This is a genomic window from Natronomonas moolapensis 8.8.11 (genome assembly GCF_000591055.1).
Taxonomy (GTDB): domain Archaea; phylum Halobacteriota; class Halobacteria; order Halobacteriales; family Haloarculaceae; genus Natronomonas; species Natronomonas moolapensis.
In genome coordinates this window covers 2,087,110-2,104,457 of the sequence record NC_020388.1, presented here as the reverse complement: position 1 = coordinate 2,104,457, position 17,348 = coordinate 2,087,110, and the positions used below count along the sequence as shown (strand labels likewise).

16 protein-coding genes are annotated in these 17,348 nt (G+C 66.3%); 9 read left to right on the top strand and 7 right to left on the bottom strand.

Going from position 1 to position 17,348, the window contains the following annotated elements:
• Positions 1 to 306 precede the first annotated feature (306 nt).
• Together NMLP_RS10140 and NMLP_RS10135 are read left to right on the top strand one after the other, a co-directional pair.
• The gene (locus NMLP_RS10140; RefSeq protein ID WP_015410021.1) at positions 307 to 1,059 is read left to right on the top strand and encodes an IclR family transcriptional regulator; all 753 of its coding nucleotides are present in this window, start codon (positions 307 to 309) and stop codon (positions 1,057 to 1,059) included.
• 81 nt (positions 1,060 to 1,140) lie between these two features.
• Entirely contained in the window at positions 1,141 to 2,262 is a 1,122-nt protein-coding gene (locus NMLP_RS10135) for an acyl-CoA dehydrogenase family protein (protein WP_015410020.1), read from the top strand.
• 41 nt (positions 2,263 to 2,303) lie between these two features.
• Here NMLP_RS10135 and NMLP_RS10130 read toward each other — a convergent pair whose 3' ends face one another.
• Positions 2,304 to 3,167, bottom strand: a complete 864-nt coding sequence (locus NMLP_RS10130; RefSeq protein ID WP_015410019.1) for a 3-hydroxyacyl-CoA dehydrogenase family protein — start codon at positions 3,165 to 3,167, stop codon at positions 2,304 to 2,306.
• Between the two features lie 137 nt (positions 3,168 to 3,304).
• Here NMLP_RS10130 and NMLP_RS10125 point away from each other — a divergent pair, with 137 nt between their 5' ends.
• Positions 3,305 to 5,002: an acyl-CoA mutase large subunit family protein gene (locus tag NMLP_RS10125; RefSeq protein ID WP_015410018.1), complete on the top strand. Its 1,698-nt coding sequence runs from the start codon at positions 3,305 to 3,307 to the stop codon at positions 5,000 to 5,002.
• 39 nt (positions 5,003 to 5,041) lie between these two features.
• On the opposite strand, the gene NMLP_RS10120 is transcribed toward NMLP_RS10125, so the two are convergent.
• Positions 5,042 to 5,545 carry a MaoC family dehydratase gene (locus NMLP_RS10120; protein WP_015410017.1) on the bottom strand — a complete coding sequence of 168 codons (504 nt, stop codon included), beginning with the start codon at positions 5,543 to 5,545 and terminating at the stop codon, positions 5,042 to 5,044.
• A gap of 231 nt (positions 5,546 to 5,776) precedes the next feature.
• Between NMLP_RS10120 and NMLP_RS10115 the strand changes: the two genes are divergently transcribed.
• From NMLP_RS10115 to NMLP_RS10105, 3 genes are all read left to right on the top strand, one after another.
• On the top strand, positions 5,777 to 6,160 hold the full coding sequence (locus NMLP_RS10115; RefSeq protein WP_049926438.1) for a universal stress protein: 384 nt from the start codon (positions 5,777 to 5,779) through the stop codon (positions 6,158 to 6,160).
• Between the two features lie 4 nt (positions 6,161 to 6,164).
• Positions 6,165 to 7,028 carry an amidohydrolase family protein gene (locus tag NMLP_RS10110; RefSeq protein ID WP_015410016.1) on the top strand — a complete coding sequence of 288 codons (864 nt, stop codon included), beginning with the start codon at positions 6,165 to 6,167 and terminating at the stop codon, positions 7,026 to 7,028.
• 63 nt (positions 7,029 to 7,091) lie between these two features.
• Positions 7,092 to 7,499 (top strand): NAD(P)-binding protein, encoded by a 408-nt coding sequence (locus NMLP_RS10105; RefSeq protein WP_015410015.1) that lies wholly within the window; start codon positions 7,092 to 7,094, stop codon positions 7,497 to 7,499.
• Positions 7,500 to 7,559: 60 nt separating this feature from the next.
• Here NMLP_RS10105 and NMLP_RS10100 read toward each other — a convergent pair whose 3' ends face one another.
• The 4 genes from NMLP_RS10100 to NMLP_RS10080 form a co-directional block, all read right to left on the bottom strand.
• Positions 7,560 to 9,578 carry an AMP-binding protein gene (locus NMLP_RS10100; protein WP_015410014.1) on the bottom strand — a complete coding sequence of 673 codons (2,019 nt, stop codon included), beginning with the start codon at positions 9,576 to 9,578 and terminating at the stop codon, positions 7,560 to 7,562.
• Positions 9,579 to 9,694: 116 nt separating this feature from the next.
• On the bottom strand, positions 9,695 to 10,165 hold the full coding sequence (locus tag NMLP_RS10095; RefSeq protein WP_015410013.1) for a Zn-ribbon domain-containing OB-fold protein: 471 nt from the start codon (positions 10,163 to 10,165) through the stop codon (positions 9,695 to 9,697).
• A 7-nt stretch (positions 10,166 to 10,172) separates the two neighbouring features.
• Complete coding sequence (locus NMLP_RS10090; RefSeq protein WP_015410012.1) at positions 10,173 to 11,351, bottom strand: thiolase C-terminal domain-containing protein; 1,179 nt, start codon at positions 11,349 to 11,351, stop codon at positions 10,173 to 10,175.
• 744 nt (positions 11,352 to 12,095) lie between these two features.
• Positions 12,096 to 12,446 carry an ArsR/SmtB family transcription factor gene (locus NMLP_RS10080; protein ID WP_015410011.1) on the bottom strand — a complete coding sequence of 117 codons (351 nt, stop codon included), beginning with the start codon at positions 12,444 to 12,446 and terminating at the stop codon, positions 12,096 to 12,098.
• Between the two features lie 573 nt (positions 12,447 to 13,019).
• Here NMLP_RS10080 and NMLP_RS10070 point away from each other — a divergent pair.
• Both NMLP_RS10070 and NMLP_RS10065 read left to right on the top strand, forming a co-directional pair.
• Positions 13,020 to 14,132, top strand: coding sequence for a sensor histidine kinase (locus NMLP_RS10070; RefSeq protein ID WP_015410009.1), 1,113 nt, complete (start codon positions 13,020 to 13,022; stop codon positions 14,130 to 14,132).
• 60 nt (positions 14,133 to 14,192) lie between these two features.
• Positions 14,193 to 15,746, top strand: a complete 1,554-nt coding sequence (locus tag NMLP_RS10065) for a bacterio-opsin activator domain-containing protein (RefSeq protein WP_015410008.1) — start codon at positions 14,193 to 14,195, stop codon at positions 15,744 to 15,746.
• Positions 15,747 to 15,839: 93 nt separating this feature from the next.
• On the opposite strand, the gene NMLP_RS10060 is transcribed toward NMLP_RS10065, so the two are convergent.
• Positions 15,840 to 16,424, bottom strand: a complete 585-nt coding sequence (locus NMLP_RS10060) for a response regulator (protein WP_015410007.1) — start codon at positions 16,422 to 16,424, stop codon at positions 15,840 to 15,842.
• 302 nt (positions 16,425 to 16,726) lie between these two features.
• Between NMLP_RS10060 and NMLP_RS15460 the strand changes: the two genes are divergently transcribed.
• On the top strand, positions 16,727 to 17,182 hold the full coding sequence (locus NMLP_RS15460) for a hypothetical protein (RefSeq protein ID WP_015410006.1): 456 nt from the start codon (positions 16,727 to 16,729) through the stop codon (positions 17,180 to 17,182).
• The last annotated feature ends 166 nt before the right edge of the window (positions 17,183 to 17,348 follow it).

The following is a 17,348-nucleotide window of genomic DNA, read 5'->3' as shown; positions in this document are numbered from 1 at the left end:
CCGGTCGGCTATTCATATATGTATCCAGCCCGCGGAACGCAGGCCGCCCCGACAATTTCATAACAATATTAATACTGTTAGACATTGCGGTCGAGCGCATATTTCGGCTCCGTCGAATCCGGGTCGACGCTCGGGCCGGTTCGCGCTGACGCTATTCCGCTGGAGACCGTAGACCGGGACCAACGAGAGGAAAAATAGCTATAGCGGGGGTCACGCCGACGAGCGGCCGGTCCCCCTGTGCGTCCACCCGAAACAGCTTTCGACGGTGCCGAAAAGACTAATTCGCTCCCGGCCGTCGTGTTAGCCATGTCAGATCCGAAGAACCGATCCGTGACGCGTGCACTTCGGATCGTCGACGCCCTCTCGAAGCGCGATGGGGTCGGCGTCTCCGAGCTCGCCGAGGCCGTGGCGTTGCCGGTCAGTACGGTCCACGACTACCTGCAGGCGCTCCGCTCGACCGGTCACGTCGTCAAGGAGGGCAGCGACTACCGGATCTCGACGCGCTTTTTAGAGATCGGCCACCGGGGGCGTCGGCGGCGCGAAATCTACACGGCGGCCGCCGAGGAGCTGCCTGCCGCAGCCGAGGAGACCGGCGAACAGGCGACACTGATCGTCGAGGAGGGCGGCGACGGCGTGCTGTTGGCAGTCGCGGAGGGTGAGGGGGCCGTCGACCTGCCCGCCTACCCCGGCGCCCGGGTGCCGCTGTACGCGAACGCCGGCGGAAAGGCGATCCTCGCACACGTCGATTCCGAGCGCCTCGAAACGCTGCTCGACGAGCAGGCCTTCGAGCCGATCACGAAGCGGACCGTGACCGACCCGGACGTCCTCCGCGAGCAACTCGGGGACGTCCGCGAGCGTGGCCATGCGGTCGACCGCGGCGAGCGGATCGCGGGGTTCGTCTGCGTCGCCGTCCCGGTCCTCGACCGGGGGGACACCGTTCGGGGGGCGATCTGCGTCTGTGGTCCCGAGAGCCGGATGGGCGAGGAGCGCCGCGAGGCGATCCTCTCGACGATCCGGCGGGTCGCGAACATCACGCAGGTAAACATGGACTACGTGTAACCCGCCTGCACGGTATCGAACCGTCGGGGGTGGATGTGTGGTATCCACACGAATTATGTCCGTGGCCGCCGAGGACCGGGCATGACCGCAAGCGAGCGCTCGCTCATCGAGGAGACGGTTTCCGACTTCGTCGAACGCGAGGTCCGCCCCGCCGCCGCCGAGGCCGACGCGACACAGACGTTCCCCGAGGACGTCTGGGACGGTCTCGCCGAGTTGGACCTGACCGGGCTCACGGTCCCCGAGGAATACGGCGGCTTCGACGCCGACCGACTGACCTACAGTGTCGTCAACGAACGACTGGCGAGGGGCGATCTCTCGGTCGCGACGGCGCTTTCGGTGCACTGTCTGGCGACGTCGTGTATCGCCACGTTCGGCACCGACGAACACAGAGAGCGGTGGCTGCCCGAGATGGCTTCGGGCCGGCCGATCGGCGCGTTCGCGCTCTCGGAGCCCGAAGCGGGGTCGAACCCCGCCGGGATGGCCACGGTCGCCCGCTCAGAGGGCGACGAGTACGTCATCGACGGCGAAAAACAGTGGATCACGAACGGGAAGCGCTCGGGCGTCGTCATCCTCTTCGCGAAGACGGACCCCGACGACCCCGACTCGGTGACGCAGTTTCTGGTCCCGAAAGACGTCGACGGCCTCGAGGTCGGCGACAAGGAGGACAAACTCGGCCTCCGGGCCAGCGACACGACGTCGTTGCGCTTCGATGGCGCCCGGATCCCGGCGTCGAACCGGCTCACCGAGGTCGGCGAGGGGCTTAAATCGGCCTTCTCGATCCTCACCGGGGGTCGGATCGCCATCGCGAGCCAGGCGGTCGGGGTCGCCGACGCTGCGCTTTCGGCCGCCGTCGCGTACGCCGACGAGCGCGAGCAGTTCGGCAACCCCATCGCTGACCACCAGGCGATCGCACACAAACTCGCCGACATGGCGACCGACGTCCAGGCCGCCCGGCTGTTGACGCGGGACGCCGCCGAGCGGAACGAGGCGGGCGTCGACGCGATGGCCGCGAGCATGGCGAAATACTTCGCCAGTGAGACCGCCGTCGACGTGGCCAGCGAGGCCGTCCAGGTCCACGGCGGCTACGGCTACACGAAGGACTTCGACGTCGAGCGCTACTACCGGGACGCGAAGATCACGACCATCTACGAGGGTACCTCGGAGATTCAAAAGGAAGTCATCGCACGACACCTCGGGGAGTGAGCGCCTCGAGGCGGTCGACGCCCCGAGGCGACCCGATCGACTCAGTCGTATATATAAAAGCCTTCGCCGGTCTTTTTGCCGAGGTCGCCCGCCTCGACCTTCCGTTTGAGCAGGTATGCGGGGGTGTAGCGGTCGCCCAACTCCTCGTGGAGTGTCTCGCTCGCGTGCAGACAGATGTCGAGACCGATGTGATCGGCCAACTCGAGGGGACCCATCGGGACGTTCGTCCCGAGCGTCATGCCGCTGTCGATGTCTTCTTTCGTGGCGACACCCTCGTCGAAGGCGCGGATCCCCTCGTTGATCCACGGCATCAGGATGCGGTTGGTGACGAAGCCGGGCTTGTCGTCGGACTCCCAGGTCTCCTTGCCGAGGTCCTCGGCGAAGGCGTGGGCGAACTCGAGAACGTCTCCGTCGGTCTTCTCGCCGTTGACCACCTCGACGCCCTTCATCACCGGCACGGGGTTCATGAAGTGGAGACCGAGGACCGATCCGGGGCGTTCCGTCGCGGCCGCGATGGTCGTGATCGACAGCGTCGACGTGTTGGTCGCGAGGACAGCCTCGTCGTTCATCACCTCGTCGAGGTCCGAAAAGATGTCGCGTTTGACGTCGATGTCCTCGAGGGCGGCCTCGACGACGACGTCGCAGTCGGCGAGATCCTCGAGGTCGGTTGTCCCCTCGATCCGAGCCTCGGCGGCCTCGGCCTCCGACTCGGTGATCGCCCCGCTCTCGACCTGCCGGCCGAGACTGTTCTCGATCGTCTCGAAGCCGTTTTCGACGTACTCCGTCTCGATGTCGCGCATCACGACGTCGTATCCCGCGATGGCGGACACCTGTGCGATTCCGCTGCCCATCGTCCCGGCACCGACGACGCCGACGCGTTCGACCGCGTCTACCTTTCGTGTCATAGCGAAGCACACGCGGAGATTTCGATTAAACGTTCCGGATCGTCGACGACTGGCCGGATCGGTTCTCCGCGGGAAATGTGTTTATTTTTCAATAGGTATGGCAACGTTTTTGCTATCAGACGGTGTTAGTGGCGGTAATGTTCGGAAACGACGACCTCGAGAGGATCCGCGAGCAGAAAGCGGAGTGGAAAGAGGGAACCCTCGATCCGTTCCTCGACGCCGGCGAGCGGAAAGACCGATTTGCGACCGTCTCGAACCACGAGGTCGATCGGCTCTACACGCCGGAGGACATCGCCGATATGGACCTCGACGAGGACCTCGGGTTCCCCGGAGAGCCACCCTACACCCGGGGACCGTACCCGACGATGTACCGGGGGCGGACGTGGACGATGCGACAGTTCGCCGGGTTCGGAACCGCCGAGGAGACCAACGAGCGGTTCCACTACCTCATCGACGAGGGACAGACTGGCCTCTCGACCGCGTTCGACATGCCGAGCCTCATGGGGATCGACTCCGATCACCCGATGAGCGAGGGCGAAGTCGGCAAGGAAGGCGTCGCCGTCGACACGCTTCGGGACATGGAGATCCTCTTCGACGGGATCGACATCGGCGAGGTGTCGACCTCGTTTACGATCAACCCCTCCGCCCCCGTCATCTACGCGATGTACATCGCGTTGGCGGACGAGAAGGGCGTCCCGCGCGAGGAGATCCGCGGGACGCTGCAAAACGACATGCTCAAAGAGTTCATCGCCCAAAAGGAGTGGGTGATCCCGCCGGAACCGAGCCTCGACGTCGTCACGGACACCATCGAGTTCGCCGTCGAGGAGACGCCGAAGTTCCACCCCGTCTCGGTTTCGGGGTACCACATCAGAGAGGCCGGGGCGACCGCAGCCCAGGAGGCTGCGTTCACGCTCGCGGACGGCTTCGCCTACGTCGAGGACTGCCTCGACCGGGGCCTCGAGGTCGACGAGTTCGCGCCGCTTTTGTCGTTCTTCTTCAACTCTCACAACTCCATCTTCGAGGAGGTCGCGAAGTTCCGGGCCTGCCGCCGGATCTACGCCCGCGTGATGGACGAGTGGTACGGCGCGGAGGCGGACGCCTCCAAGCGGCTGAAGTTCCACACCCAGACCGCGGGCCAGTCGCTGACGGCCCAACAGCCGCTCAACAACATCGCCCGGGTGACCATCCAGGCGCTCGCGGCGGTGATGGGCGGCACCCAGAGCCTCCACACCAACAGCTACGACGAGGCGCTCGCACTGCCGAGCGAGGAGGCCGTCCGGGTGGCGTTGCGGACCCAACAGATCATCGCCGAGGAGTCCGGCGCGGCGGACATCGTCGACCCGATGGGCGGTTCCTTCGCCATCGAGAAGCTCACGAACGAGATGGAATCGGAGATCATGGGCTACATCGAGGAGATCAAGGAGATGGGCGAGGGCTCCGTGCGCGACGGCGTCCTCTCGGGGATCCCGGACGGCTACTTCCACCGCGAGATCCAAGAGGCCGCCTACGAGTATCAAAAACGCGTCGACAAGGGCGAAGAGGTCGTCGTCGGCGTGAACCGCTACGAGATCGAGGAGGACGCCGAGCCTGACCTGCTCCATGTCGACCCCGAGACCCGCGACCGACAGCTCGATCGGCTCGAATCGGTCAAGCAGGAGCGCGACGACGAGGCCGTCGAGGCGTCTCTCGATGCGATCAAGGCGGCGATCGAGAGCGACGAGAACGTCATGCCCCCGATCGTCGACGCCGTGAAGGCCTACGCGACGATGGGCGAGATCATGTCCGTCTTCGAGGACCACTACGGCGCCTATCAGGAGACGCTCGTGATGGCCTGAGGCGACGGGCCATCGACGGAGTCCGGGCGAAAGCGCGAACTAATGATCCCCCGGACGCTTCAACGACACCACCGTCCGATCGAACGAACAGGCAAGCGGCTCCTCAGCACCGTCGGTCCCGTCCGACGAGGGTCCGTCTGCCCCCTCCCGATCGTTCACTCTGAACACCTCGACGTGCGTCGTGACGACGCCACGATCGCCGCCGCTCGTCTCCCGTTTGTCCGTCACGATCGATTGGACGCGGACCGTGTCGCCGTGGAACACGGGCTCGGGGTGCTCGACATCGTCGCAGGAGCGGTTCGCGACGATGGTGCCGTCGGTCGTCTCGGGGATCGTCAACCCGACCGCGAGGCCTATATAAAGCCCGTTGACAATCCGCTCACCGAACTCGGTGTCGGCGGCGAAGTCGGCGTCGAGGTGGAGCGGCTGTTGGTTCATCGTCACGTCGCAAAACGTCTGGTTGTCGGCCTCCGAAACCGTCCGGCGCTTGCCGTGTTCGATCGTCTCGCCCACCTCGAATTCCCCGCAGTAGCGCCCTGTCACGGCGTCGCCCCTCCGTGGCCTTCGGTCGTTTGTGTCGCGACAGAGGCCGCGTCAGGACACCCGAAGGCGGGTACCGGCCGCGGTCTCGGTTTGTTCGGATCGGGTCGTGGTGACCGGAACCCACTCAGGGCCGGGCCGGAATCCGGACCCGAGAACGGCGGTGGGGAGGGCGGCGGCACGGCTGGTGGCGTCCCCGATACATATATTTGTGATGCGCGAACATTCATCAGTATGTATACAATCGTCGCGGGGATCGACACCGACACCGACCGCGCGAAGCGGATCGCCAACGAGATAGCCGGTCTCCCGATCGATGGGGTGCGGGCGGTCCTCGCGCACTCGTTCGGGCGAAACCCAGAGGGGGCCTCGATCGATCAGGTCGGGGCAGCGAGGCGAGCGCGGGAGCTGCTCGAAGCCGACGACGTCGAGGTGCTCTTCGAGGAACGGAGCGGCGATGCGGCCTCGGGGATCATCTCCGTGGCCGACGAGTACGACGCGGACCTGGTGTGTGTGGCCGGCCGCGAGCGAAGCCCGGCCGGCAAGGCCGTCTTCGGCAGCGTGACCCAGGAAGTCATCCTCAACACCCACCGACCGGTGCTCGTCTGCGGGAACTGAGCGGATGCCGGACGCCGATCCGAACGCGGGGACGCCGTTCGCGCCGGCCATCGACGCCCACGTCCACGTCTTTCCCGAACGGCTCGCCGAGGCCGTCCAACGCGCGCTGACCACAGCGGCCGGCTGGGAGTTTCCCCACCGGCCGATCCGCGAGGCGACGGAGGCGACGCTCGCCGACGCCGGCGTCGAGCGGTACGTCGCGCTACCGTACGTCCACGAACCGGGGGGCGCACGCTCGCTCAACGCCTGGCTCGCCGAGCAGGCCGGGGACTCGGAACGGCTGCTTCCGTTCGCGACCGTCCATCCCGACGACGAGGACGTCGGCGGCATCGTCCGCGACGCCTTCGAGGCGGGCGCGCGCGGGTTGAAGTTCCACTGCCCGGTCCAAGAGTGTGCGCCCGCCGACCCCCGGATCGAGCCGGCCCTCGAGGCCGCCGCCGAGTACGATCGACCGATCACCTACCACGGCGGGACCGCCCCGATGTACACCGAAGACCCCCACGTCGGCGCAGCGGCGTTTGCGGAAGTGGTCGACTCCTACCCCGACGTTCGGGTCAACTGCGCCCACATGGGCACCTACCAGGTGTCGGCGTTCCTCGCGATGGCCCGCGAACACGACAACGTCTACTTGGACACGACGTTCGCGATGTCGACGGAGGCCGGACGGACGATGGAGTTCGACCCGTCGACGATCGGCGACGAGGTCCTCATAGAACTCTCGGAGTCGATTATGTTCGGGAGCGACCTGCCGAACATCCCCTACCCGTATCGCGCCGAGCGTGCCGAACTGCTCGGTCGGGACCTGCCGACGGAGACGTACCGGGACGTCTTTTACCGGACGGCAGAGGCGTTTCTCGGCGTGGCATGATCGCTTGTGGCGATCCGCCCTGCGACACATATTTGTGTGGTGTAGTACCATACAGTATAGACCATGCGAAAGGACATCATCGTCGTCGGTGCGGGACGCGTCGGCCGTCGCGTCGTCGAGTCGCTCGACTCGGACCGCCAGCGGATTGCGGTCGTCGAACCGAACGCCGACACGTGTCAACAGCTGTCGACGAAGCACAAACGGGTGATTCAAGGGGACGGAACTGCCCCCGAAACGATGGACCGCGCGGGGCTGGCCGACGCCGATGTCGTTGCCGCCCTCACTGACGACACGGAAATCAACCTCGCGGTCTGCGAGATGGCGCGGGAGCACGCGCCGGACGCGCGGACGGTCCTCCGGATCGCTCGCGACGGCGAACGGGACTACGGCTACCGCTCCTTCGTAGACAGCACCGTCTATCCGGCGGCAGCGGGCGCGTCGGTCGCCGTCGAACAGATCACCTCGGAGTGATCGACGCTGACGGACGGTCTCGTCCGTCGACCCTGCAGGTCCGGGTCAGGGGAGCGAACACTACCGCGGCTCCTCGAGTTCCTCGAGCGAGTCGGGGTTTTCGATGCTACTCATGTCGCCGAGCGCCTCGCCGGTGTAGGCCGCCTCGACCGCCCGCCGGATGATCTTGCCCGACTGTGTCTTCGGGAACTCGTCGACGAACAGCACTTCCCGCGGCCGGAAGGGCTTGCCCTGCTCCTCGCCGACCAGCTCGCGGATCGCCTCCCGCGAGGCCTCCGTCTCCTCGGCGCCCTCCTCGACGATCACGTACAACACCACTGCCGTCCCGGTCGTCTCGTCGGGCACGCCGACGGCCGCCGCCTGGTTGACGTCGTCGTGCTCCATCGCCGCGCCCTCGACCTCGGCGGGCCCGACTTTCCGGCCCGCCACGTTCAACGCGTCGTCCGCCCGCCCGTGGAGGAACCAAAAGCCCTCCGTGTCCTTCTGGGCCCAGTCGCCGTGATTCCACATCGGTGGGTCCTCGAACGTCGACCAGTACTCGTGGAGATACCGGTCGTCGCCGCCCCACAGCGACTTCGTCATCGCGGGGTTCGAATCCCGAGCCACGAGGTAGCCGCGCTCGTGGGCCTCCCTGATCGACTCGCCGGTCCCGTCGACGATGTCGATGTCCATGCCCAGGCCGGGGCCGCCGAGCGTACAGGGTTTCAGCGGCCGGGTCGGCATCGGCATGAGGAAACAGCCGAATATCTCGGTGCCGCCGGAGATGTTGATGATCGGGGTATCGCCGCCGCCGACGTGCTCGTAGAACCACAGCCACGACTCGGGGTCCCAGGGTTCGCCCGTCGAGCCCAACAGCCGAAGCGAGGAGAGGTCGTAGCCCTCGACCCATTCGTCGCCGTGTTTTCGGAGTGCCCGGATGGCGGTCGGCGAGATGCCGAACTGCGTGACGCCGTGGCGGTCGATCAGCTCCCAGAAGCGGTCCGGCTGGGGGTGGTCGGGCGCGCCCTCGTACATCACCATCGTGCCGCCGAAGGTGTGGGTGCCGACGAGCGTCCACGGTCCCATCATCCAGCCGATGTCGCTGACCCAGAAGAACCGGTCGGCGGGCTTGAGATCGAAGCCGAAGTGGAGCTCCTTGGCCGGCTGTAGCTGCGCGCCGGCGTGGGTGTGAACGATGCCCTTCGGCTTGCCCGTCGTCCCGGAGGAGTACAGGAGCATACACTCCTGGTCTGCGGGGAGCGATTTGGTGCCGTAGTCGTCATCCTGCGTACCGACGGCGTCGTGGAACCACTCGTCGCGGTCGCCGTCGAAGGGAATCTCGATCTCGGCGTCGTCGTCGCTGGCGCCGAGGCGATCGAAGACGACGGTGTGTTCGACGTGGCCGGCTTCCTCGATGGCGTCGTCCGCGGCGTCCTTGAGGGTGATCTCGGACCCGCGGCGGTAGAAGCCGTCGCCGGTAAAGAGGACGGAACACCGAGAGTCCTCGATCCGGATGGCGGTGGCGTCAACGCCGAAGCCGGAGAAGATGGGCACGGCGATGGCACCGGCTTTGAAACACCCATAGAGGATGGGGATGACCTCGGGAACCATCGGCATGTAGAGCCCGACCGTGTCGCCGGTGTCGATCCCGACCGATTCGAGGTAGTTCGCGACTTGGTTGCTCCGCCGCCGGAGTTCGTGGTAGGTGAGCTCTCGAACCTCGCCGTCCTCGCCCTCCCAGATGCAGGCGACGCTGTTGCGGGCCTCGGCGTCGGGTGCGCCGTGTCGGTCGACGGTGTTGTGGGCGACGTTCAATTCGGCACCGGGGTACCACGTCGTGAACTGGGGGCCGTCGGCGTCGTCGCGGACGGCGTCGTACCCCTGGTAGAACTCGATCCCGAGGTACTCGGGGAGTTCGCCCCAGAACCACTCCAGACCCGAGGCGTCGACGCCCGTGTCGGTGGTGGTGCGCTCGATGAGCTCGTCGTAGTCGTCGATGTCGTACTCGCGCATGAACGCGGCGACGTTGGTCGATTCGACGAACGCCTCCGAGGGGTCGTGAACGACCTCGTCGCGGAGGGCCTCGGTGTCTTTTGTCATAATTCGTGGCTGTCCGGCGATTTTCGTTGAGCGTTCTTTACTCTACCGGTGCCGTAGGGCGGACTCGCTCCTGACAGCTTTCGAAAGCTCACATGCTCTCATCGATCGGGCACCACTCAGAGCAGTTCGAAGACGTGCATCGGCCACTCCGCCTCGTAGGACAACCCGAAGTCCGGATCGACGCCGACGGTTTCGGGCTCGCGGACCCGGAGTTCGACGCGGTCCCCGATGGCGACGTCCTCGAGCGAAGCGACGACGCGACCGGTAAGCCGGGCCGACGAGTCGAGTTCGACAACCGAGACGGTGATCGGCGCCAAGTGGTCGAACGCGGATGGCGGTCGGTTGACCGACGTGTACGAGACCACCTCGCCAGTCCGGGGCTGTTCCGACAGCGTGACCGCCCGGCTGCCACACCCGTAGCAGGCGGGGCGGGGTGGCAGCATGTGCGTATCACACTCCGTACAGCGGGCGGCTACCAACCGGCCCTCGGCCAGAGCGTCGAAGAACCCCGGGAGGGTGAACGGCGAGTCGGCGGTGATGTCGTCCGGTACGAGCGGTCCAGTTGTCGTGGAGTCGGTGTCTGTCATCGGTGAATCACGCTCCTCGGTCGGTCGCAGTCAGGACGTGGGCCACGGTGTGGGCGTCAGCGACGCCCCCCTCGTTGATCAACAGTGCGGTGTCGGCGTCGGCCACCTGCCGGTCTCCGGCCCGCCCGGTGAGCTGTTCGTAGGCTTCGACCGCCTGCAACAGCCCGGTCGCCCCGATCGGGTGGCCGCGGGCCTTCAGCCCGCCGCTGGTGTTGATCCGGACGTCAGTCCAGCCCGCCGACCGGTCTGTGGGGTCTTCGACGGTCTCGATTCCGCGACCTTCGGGGGCGAACTCGGCAGCCTCGGCCAGCAGTGCCTCGCAGACGGTGAAGGCGTCGTGGACTTCCGCGACGTCGATATCCGCGGCGTCCACGCCGGCGTCCCCGTAGGCGGTCGAGGCAGCGACGTTCGCCCCCTCGACGAACGTCAGGTCGCGCTCCGCGACGGCGAGGTTGTTGGCCGCCGAGCCGACGCCGGCTACGTGGACGGTGTCGGGGCGACTCCGCAGCTCGGCCGCCACCTCGTCGTTCGCGACGACGACCGCTGCGGCACCGTCGGTGACGGGGGCACAGTCGTACAGTTTGAGCGGCGGCGCGACGGCAGGAGCGTCCATGACCGTCTCGATGTCGACCGCCTGCTGGAACATCGCCCGTGGGTTGGCCGCCGCATTCCGGTGGTTCTTCACCGCGATCCTCCCGAAGTCCCGTTCGGTCGCGTCGGTCTCGTGGAGGTACCGTCGCGCAAGCAGGGCGTACGTGGCGGGCGCGGTGATCCCGGAGCGCTGTTCTAAGGCCCGCTCGAAGGCAGCACCGAGAGCGTTCGTGGCCCCTTCGGTCCCGCCGGCGGTCATCTTTTCTACGCCACAGGCCAGCACCGCGTCGTGGACGCCCGCCCGAACGTCCCGGACTGCGTTCTTGAGCGCGAGCGCGCCGGCGGCCGCACACGCTTCGACGCGCTCTGCGGGGACGTTCCGCAGGCCGGCCCACTCGGCCATGAGCGTTCCCTGCATGATCTGATTCTCGTAGCGCTCGGACTGTGCGCCGACGTACAGCCCCTCGACCACGTCGGCCGGGTCGGGGAGTCCCTCGAACGCCTCGGCCAGCGCCTTCGAGAACAGGTCGCGGCCGGGCAGGTTCGTCTCGCCCAGCGGGGAGGCCCCGACCGCGATGAGGTTGGCTCTAGTCATCCCCTGCGTATGCATAACTATCGTTATTAAAGGTTTGGTCGCGGGACCGTCGGTTCGGACGCCGGGTCTCCACACAGGAGCGCCCGGATCATCCCAGCTATCGTACATATACATGCCGCATAATGTATATATAATTTATATTTTTTGCTAGCCGGTCTCGGGATACCGTGTCCGACAGGGCTCACGGGAGCGGGCGACAGGCGCCCTCGGTCCAGCCGGCAGTCGGCGACACGGTGCCGTCGAGACGACCGTCCCACCCCAGTCGAATCGACGAGTGGTATTTATATACTCGTTCGGCATGAAGCGGACAAATCAGCACACTGTAGACCGTTGGCGGCGGTGGCGAAGCGGGCGCCGCGGTGACGTCGTTCCGGGAACCACCGACCGTACTGCTCGCAGCACCGAACGTCCGGCTGACGATGCCGGTCGGTCGCTCGATACGCCAGCGGGAGGCGGTCGTCAAATACATAGAATTCCATATATAAACGAACTGTTTCAGATATCAAATAATAATAGTGTGCCGACGTATCGCGTCCAGTCGACGGTAACCGCGCCGGCGGGCGAGAGCGATTGCCCTCGGCGAACGAGTCCTGTGGCGTTCGCCGCATCGGGCGACTCGTTCTCCGTTTGTCCGTCCGTCCGGTGGCCGCGACGTCGGCGCCGCTGCTCGATATCGGGGGGCTCGGGCTCTGGTAGCTCAAATGGGGGGCCGACGCGCTCGAAGGCGACACCCAATCGCAGACCTCACGTCTCGGCGAACTGATCGGTCCCGAACCGGACGACTATCGATTCGCTCGTCGGGACGTAGATATCCATCTCCTTGGCCTTCGAGGAGTGACGCGTCCCGGCGACCTCGATCAGCCCTGCTCGCTGGAGGCGATCGAGGTGATAACAGACGTTCTGAATGGAGCTTCCGGTCTCGGCGGCGATTTCCGACGCGGCCTTCGGCGATTCCTGGAGAGTCATGAGTATCTCGCGGGCGGCCTCGGTAGCGAGTACCTCCAACGCCGTGCCGTCTTCGACGACGTCGATGGTCCGTCGTTCGGAGGTGCGATCGTCCGGGAGCTGTTCCGGTAGCAGGTCCTGTACCGACATACTATACACCCCGCGTGGATCGAGGCTCGAGACCCCTCGGCGATTCGTGATCGGTACGTCGGCTACACCAACCGGCGACAGGGCGGAGAGATGATCCGGTGGACATCGTTCATTCGATGCGAGGAGCCCTACCATCCTGTAACAGGGAGCTAGCTATCCAAGCCCGCCGCGTCGGTACGGCTAGTAATCACAACCGGCCGGCGAAGGCCGTCGTCACTGCCGGGAGGCGTATCGGATCGTTCCGACAGACAGCCGGGCTGTGGCGTCGGACGAACCGACAGCCGACGCCCGGCCCGTGTTCGCGCCGGGAGGCCGCTCCGGAGGCCCTCGTCCCGGCGCCGGCGGCCGCAAAACGCTTTCTGAACGGCGACCCCGGAGGCGAGCACGTCGGAGTGTCGTCGACGTCTAGGTGTGTGATTTGGACTGTTAGAAACATCGAATAAGCTATTTCGCGTCCAAGGACGTACGTATGATCGTTGTCCCAGTCGGGGCCTCCTCGTCCGCTGCTGTCTCACGTGGAAGCGCGAACCCGGGTTGCCGACCGGCCGGGGCGTCCGGACGCGACAGAGACCCATGAACGACAGCGACGAGGGCGCCGCTGACGGCGAAAAAACGGTGTCGCTTGAGACGCTCCCGTACCCCGTTGCTCGATACACAGTCACCGCCGATACAGTCGTGCTCGATGTCGCCAACGGACCGTTCAGGTCCGCGTTCGGCACGGACGCGTCCGCGTCGAGGCTGCGTGCGTGGTGGCGCGAAAACGGACTCAGGGCCAATCGGGGCGATCCAGACGCCGTTTGCGAGGCGCTCCTCGACGGAGGCCGAACCGACCTGACGGTTCGGGCTGGCGACCATACGGACAGCGAGTCGACGTATCGCCTCAGCGTCGTTCCCGACGACGACGCAACGACCGGGACGTTGACATTATTGCCGGCCGAACCGCGCTCGGTACCTGGCGGGGGATCGATCGGCGACCACATCGCCAGCGTCGTCAGCCACGACCTCCGGAACCCGCTCGACGTGGCCAAGGCGCGGGCACGAGCGGCTCGAGAGACCGGTGACACGGAGCACTTCGACCGCCTCGACCGCGCTCACAACCGTATGGAACGAATCATCAGCGACGTTCTCACTCTCGCCCGACGGGACAACGTCGTGGACACGACTCGAGACGTCGGTATCGCCGATGTCGTCCGAGACGCCTGGCAGGCCGTCGAGACGGAGTCAGCGGAACTCACCGTCGCCCAGAGCCTTCCGCGGACGGAGGCCGACTCCGACCGCCTCCAGCGGCTCTTCGAGAACTTGTTCCGCAACGCCGTCGAACACGGTTTCACCCCCGGTAAAGCGCAGGCCGGGGATGCCGTCGACGGCGGCCCCCAGGGGGCGGCGGCAGCGAGCGACGCTGACGTCGCGGAAACGGGATCCGACGATGGGACGGCCGCGGACGATCCGGCGCTTTCGGTTCGGGTCGGGCCGATGGCCGAGGGGTTCTTTGTCGCCGACGACGGTCGGGGGGTGCCGCCCGCCGAGCGCGAGCGCGTCTTCGATCCCGGCTACACCGTGATCGGCGGTGGGACCGGGCTCGGATTGACCATCGTCGATCGTATCGCGACGGCGCACGGGTGGACGGTCACCGTTACCGAAAGCGACGCTGGCGGCGCTCGATTCGAGGTCACCGGTCTTGCGTAACCCGGGATTGAAGCCGCGGCCGCCGCAATCGGTCGATGCGACCGACATGGAGCACCCGACATGGACGAACGACTGACACGCGCCCCGATGGGGGTCATTCAGGTGGCCGCCGACGGCGAGATCACGTCCGCAAACCCCGCCGCGGCCGACCTTCTCGACACTGACCCCGACGCACTCTCGGGCAGGGACGCGACGGAAGCGCTGCCACGGTCGGCCGCGGGCACGCTTCAGGAGGCGCTCGCCGCCGACTCGCCTGTCGAGCAGTCACTCGAGGAGTACTATCCCACCGTGGATAGCTGGCTCGCGACCGAGGTCGCCGTCGTCGAGGGCAACACCGTGTTGTACGTCCGAGACGCGACGGCTCGACGCAGCGACCGGCAGACGATCGATCGCCTCCGCCGGCGTCTCTCGCGTCTGGAATCGATCGACACGCTCGTCACGACGGTGCTCCGGCAGATAATCGACGCGTCGGCGCGCGAGGAGGTCTGGGAGACGGTGTGTCGGCGGCTGGGAACGACCGACCTCTACGAGTTCGTCTGGGTCGGCGAGCGGGACCTCACTGACGACCGCCTCCGAGTGGTGGCCTCCGCGGGGGACGCCCCCGACGTCCTCGAGGCGATCGAAGCCGAACTGTCCGCGAACACCGCACTCCCCGAACAACGCGCTGTCGAGGCCCACTCGACGTGTCTCGTCGAGACGATCCCGGAAGACGAGGGCCTCCCGCGAGCGTTACGTATCGCGGCGTTCAGCCGCGGACTCCAGTCGGCGCTGGCAGTGCCGCTGTCGTCCGAGGACACCGTCTACGGTGTCGTGGGTGTGTACGCGGCGCGCAAAGAGGGGTTCAGCGCCCAAGAACGGGCTACGCTGAACACGCTCGGGGCGGTCGCGGGGTTCGCGGTGAACGCCATCAAGCAGTCCGATCTCCTCTTCGCAGACACCGTAACGGAAGTGAGCCTCGAGGTCCGTGACGGAGACCTCCCGCTCGCCGAGGCCAGCGCAACCGTCGACCAGCCAGTCTCGCTGGCGGGTGCCGTCGCCAGAGACGACGACGTCGTCGTGTGCTACCTGCGCGCGTCGGGCGACACAGATCGGTTGATGACGATCCTGTGGGACCACTCGGCCGTCGCCGACGCCCGGCTCGTCGAGGACGGCGAGGAGGCGTCGCTGCTGGAGGTGTCGCTGGCCGGGGCGACCCCGATCACGACGCTGATCGGGTGGGGTGCAACAGTCACTGATGCGACATACGACGGCGACGTGGTCGAGCTCGTCGCCGAACTCCCGCCGAAGAGCGACGTCCGGGCCGCCGTCGAGGCGGTCGACGAGCGCTTCGAGGACGCTACCTTGCGCGCCCGGAGCGAACGTCCCCGGGAACCGGAGACGATGGAGGCGTTCCAGCGCCGACTCGAGGAGTCGCTCACCGACAAACAGCGACGCGTGCTCAGGATTGCCCACCTCTCGGATTACTTCGAGTCGCCGCGGGGGAGCACTTCCGAGGAGGTCGCGGAGGCGCTCGACATCTCCGGCCCCACCGTTCTGTATCACCTGCGGAACGCACAGCGGGAACTGTTGGACGCATTCTTCGACACCGAGAGCCAAAGCGACTCGGACCGGTGACGACCACCGTGGCCGGGTCGTCACCGGTCCATGCGCGTCGGAGCTCGGTGGCGTTCGCCTGCGGTGGGTACCAGCTCGTGGTCGAACCGCCCCTCAGTACCCCTCGCGGTCGATCCCGGAAAACGTATCGAGCAGATCGTCCGCGCCCGGGAGGAGCCGACAGACCCGCTCGCGGAGTGCGTCGGTCCGGGCGTCGAGCGCCGTGAACTCCTCGTGTTCGGCGAGGCGCTCCGGAGACAGTTCGGCGGTGATGACGGATCGCTTCGACTCCGATCGGAAGTACTCACCGAGGAGTTCGTACGCCAGCACCTGACACTGCTGGTCGACGGCAGCCCTGACGTCGTCGCGTTCGACCGGCTTACACAGGTAGTCGTCGAACGGCAACTCGAGTAGTCCCAACCCCGGGTCGATGGCCGTTATCATAATCACACGGGTACGTATGTCGTGTCCGCGCAACTCCGTCAGGACATCGTCACCGGAGCGGTCGGGCATGTGTCGGTCCAACAGGACGACGTCCGGTGGGTCCGAGGAATCCGTCAGATCTAACGCCTCCCCCCCGCTGTAGGCGATGGTCACGTCCGCTACCCCCTCTAATCGAAGCGCGTACGCATCGGCGACCTCCTTTTCATCGTCGACCACGAGGACACGCGGCTGATCGACGTCTATTCCGCCCGACATTTTGTTATGCTACTACCCACAGCGTTTAAAATCCGCGGGTTCCCGGCTTCCGCGCGGGAGAACAGACGGGGTTGACGTCCGACCGATCAGCGACACGCTACCGCGTCCCCCGTGGCAAACGGCAGGCCCCAGTGGGGGCGGAGGCGGACGGCGACCACCGGGCTCGTCCCGGTCGGGTCTCGGACACGACGGGTGGTTCGCGGACACGACCGGGTCAACTGCCGGAGCTCCACCGCTAAAAACGCTCAAATCTCGAGTTGAGCCTCAAGCGGGCTTTTGTTCGAACGGACGTACCGGCACGTATGCAACGACGCCAGCCAACGACCGAGGCGAGGACTGATGACCCGCTCGGGCCGTCGGCAGTCCGAACGCGGTGTGAGCAGTTGTGCGTCCGGAACTACGACGAGAACCGATCGTACCGGGTTCGGCTCTCCGTGTCGCGACCGAGCGTTGGCTCCCCGGACGGGACAACGGTGCGAAACGGCGACGCGAGTGCGAGCGACGACCACTACGAGTACGAGGCGACGTACGAACTCGCTCCCGGAGCGGTGACGACCGAGATGGCGGTCGTCGCGCCCGGACGATACGACGTGAGCGTCGTCGGGACGGCCGGTCCCGTCGGAGGCGACGCAGGCGACACGGGCCGCAAGCAAATAACGGCGGCCGCGACGTGCAACGTCGGCCAGGCACCGCCACAGACGATCGTCGTGGAGGTCGGCAACGGGGTCGTATCGGTCACGGAGGGGATTGTCGGTTGAAAAGCGCCCGGACACCGACGACTCGCCTGTCTCGCTGTGTCGGCGGGTCACTACAGCCTCGGCAGGTCCGTCAGGACGACCCGGAGAGTCGATGACAGCGACCCCGCCGATTGCCCCTCTCCGCCCTCGCGGAGGGATCCAACCGTCGGGATCACTCGACGGCATT

Bases quoted from the DNA above. Each gene is read 5' to 3' on its own strand.
- NMLP_RS10140 (WP_015410021.1), top strand. From the start codon at position 307: ATGTCAGATCCGAAGAACCGATCCGTGACGCGTGCACTTCGGATCGTC.
- NMLP_RS10135 (WP_015410020.1), top strand. From the start codon at position 1,141: ATGACCGCAAGCGAGCGCTCGCTCATCGAGGAGACGGTTTCCGACTTC.
- NMLP_RS10130 (WP_015410019.1), bottom strand. From the start codon at position 3,167: ATGACACGAAAGGTAGACGCGGTCGAACGCGTCGGCGTCGTCGGTGCC.
- NMLP_RS10125 (WP_015410018.1), top strand. From the start codon at position 3,305: ATGTTCGGAAACGACGACCTCGAGAGGATCCGCGAGCAGAAAGCGGAG.
- NMLP_RS10115 (WP_049926438.1), top strand. From the start codon at position 5,777: ATGTATACAATCGTCGCGGGGATCGACACCGACACCGACCGCGCGAAG.
- NMLP_RS10110 (WP_015410016.1), top strand. From the start codon at position 6,165: ATGCCGGACGCCGATCCGAACGCGGGGACGCCGTTCGCGCCGGCCATC.
- NMLP_RS10105 (WP_015410015.1), top strand. From the start codon at position 7,092: ATGCGAAAGGACATCATCGTCGTCGGTGCGGGACGCGTCGGCCGTCGC.
- NMLP_RS10100 (WP_015410014.1), bottom strand. From the start codon at position 9,578: ATGACAAAAGACACCGAGGCCCTCCGCGACGAGGTCGTTCACGACCCC.
- NMLP_RS10095 (WP_015410013.1), bottom strand. From the start codon at position 10,165: ATGACAGACACCGACTCCACGACAACTGGACCGCTCGTACCGGACGAC.
- NMLP_RS10090 (WP_015410012.1), bottom strand. From the start codon at position 11,351: ATGACTAGAGCCAACCTCATCGCGGTCGGGGCCTCCCCGCTGGGCGAG.
- NMLP_RS10080 (WP_015410011.1), bottom strand. From the start codon at position 12,446: ATGTCGGTACAGGACCTGCTACCGGAACAGCTCCCGGACGATCGCACC.
- NMLP_RS10070 (WP_015410009.1), top strand. From the start codon at position 13,020: ATGAACGACAGCGACGAGGGCGCCGCTGACGGCGAAAAAACGGTGTCG.
- NMLP_RS10065 (WP_015410008.1), top strand. From the start codon at position 14,193: ATGGACGAACGACTGACACGCGCCCCGATGGGGGTCATTCAGGTGGCC.
- NMLP_RS10060 (WP_015410007.1), bottom strand. From the start codon at position 16,424: ATGTCGGGCGGAATAGACGTCGATCAGCCGCGTGTCCTCGTGGTCGAC.
- NMLP_RS15460 (WP_015410006.1), top strand. From the start codon at position 16,727: ATGCAACGACGCCAGCCAACGACCGAGGCGAGGACTGATGACCCGCTC.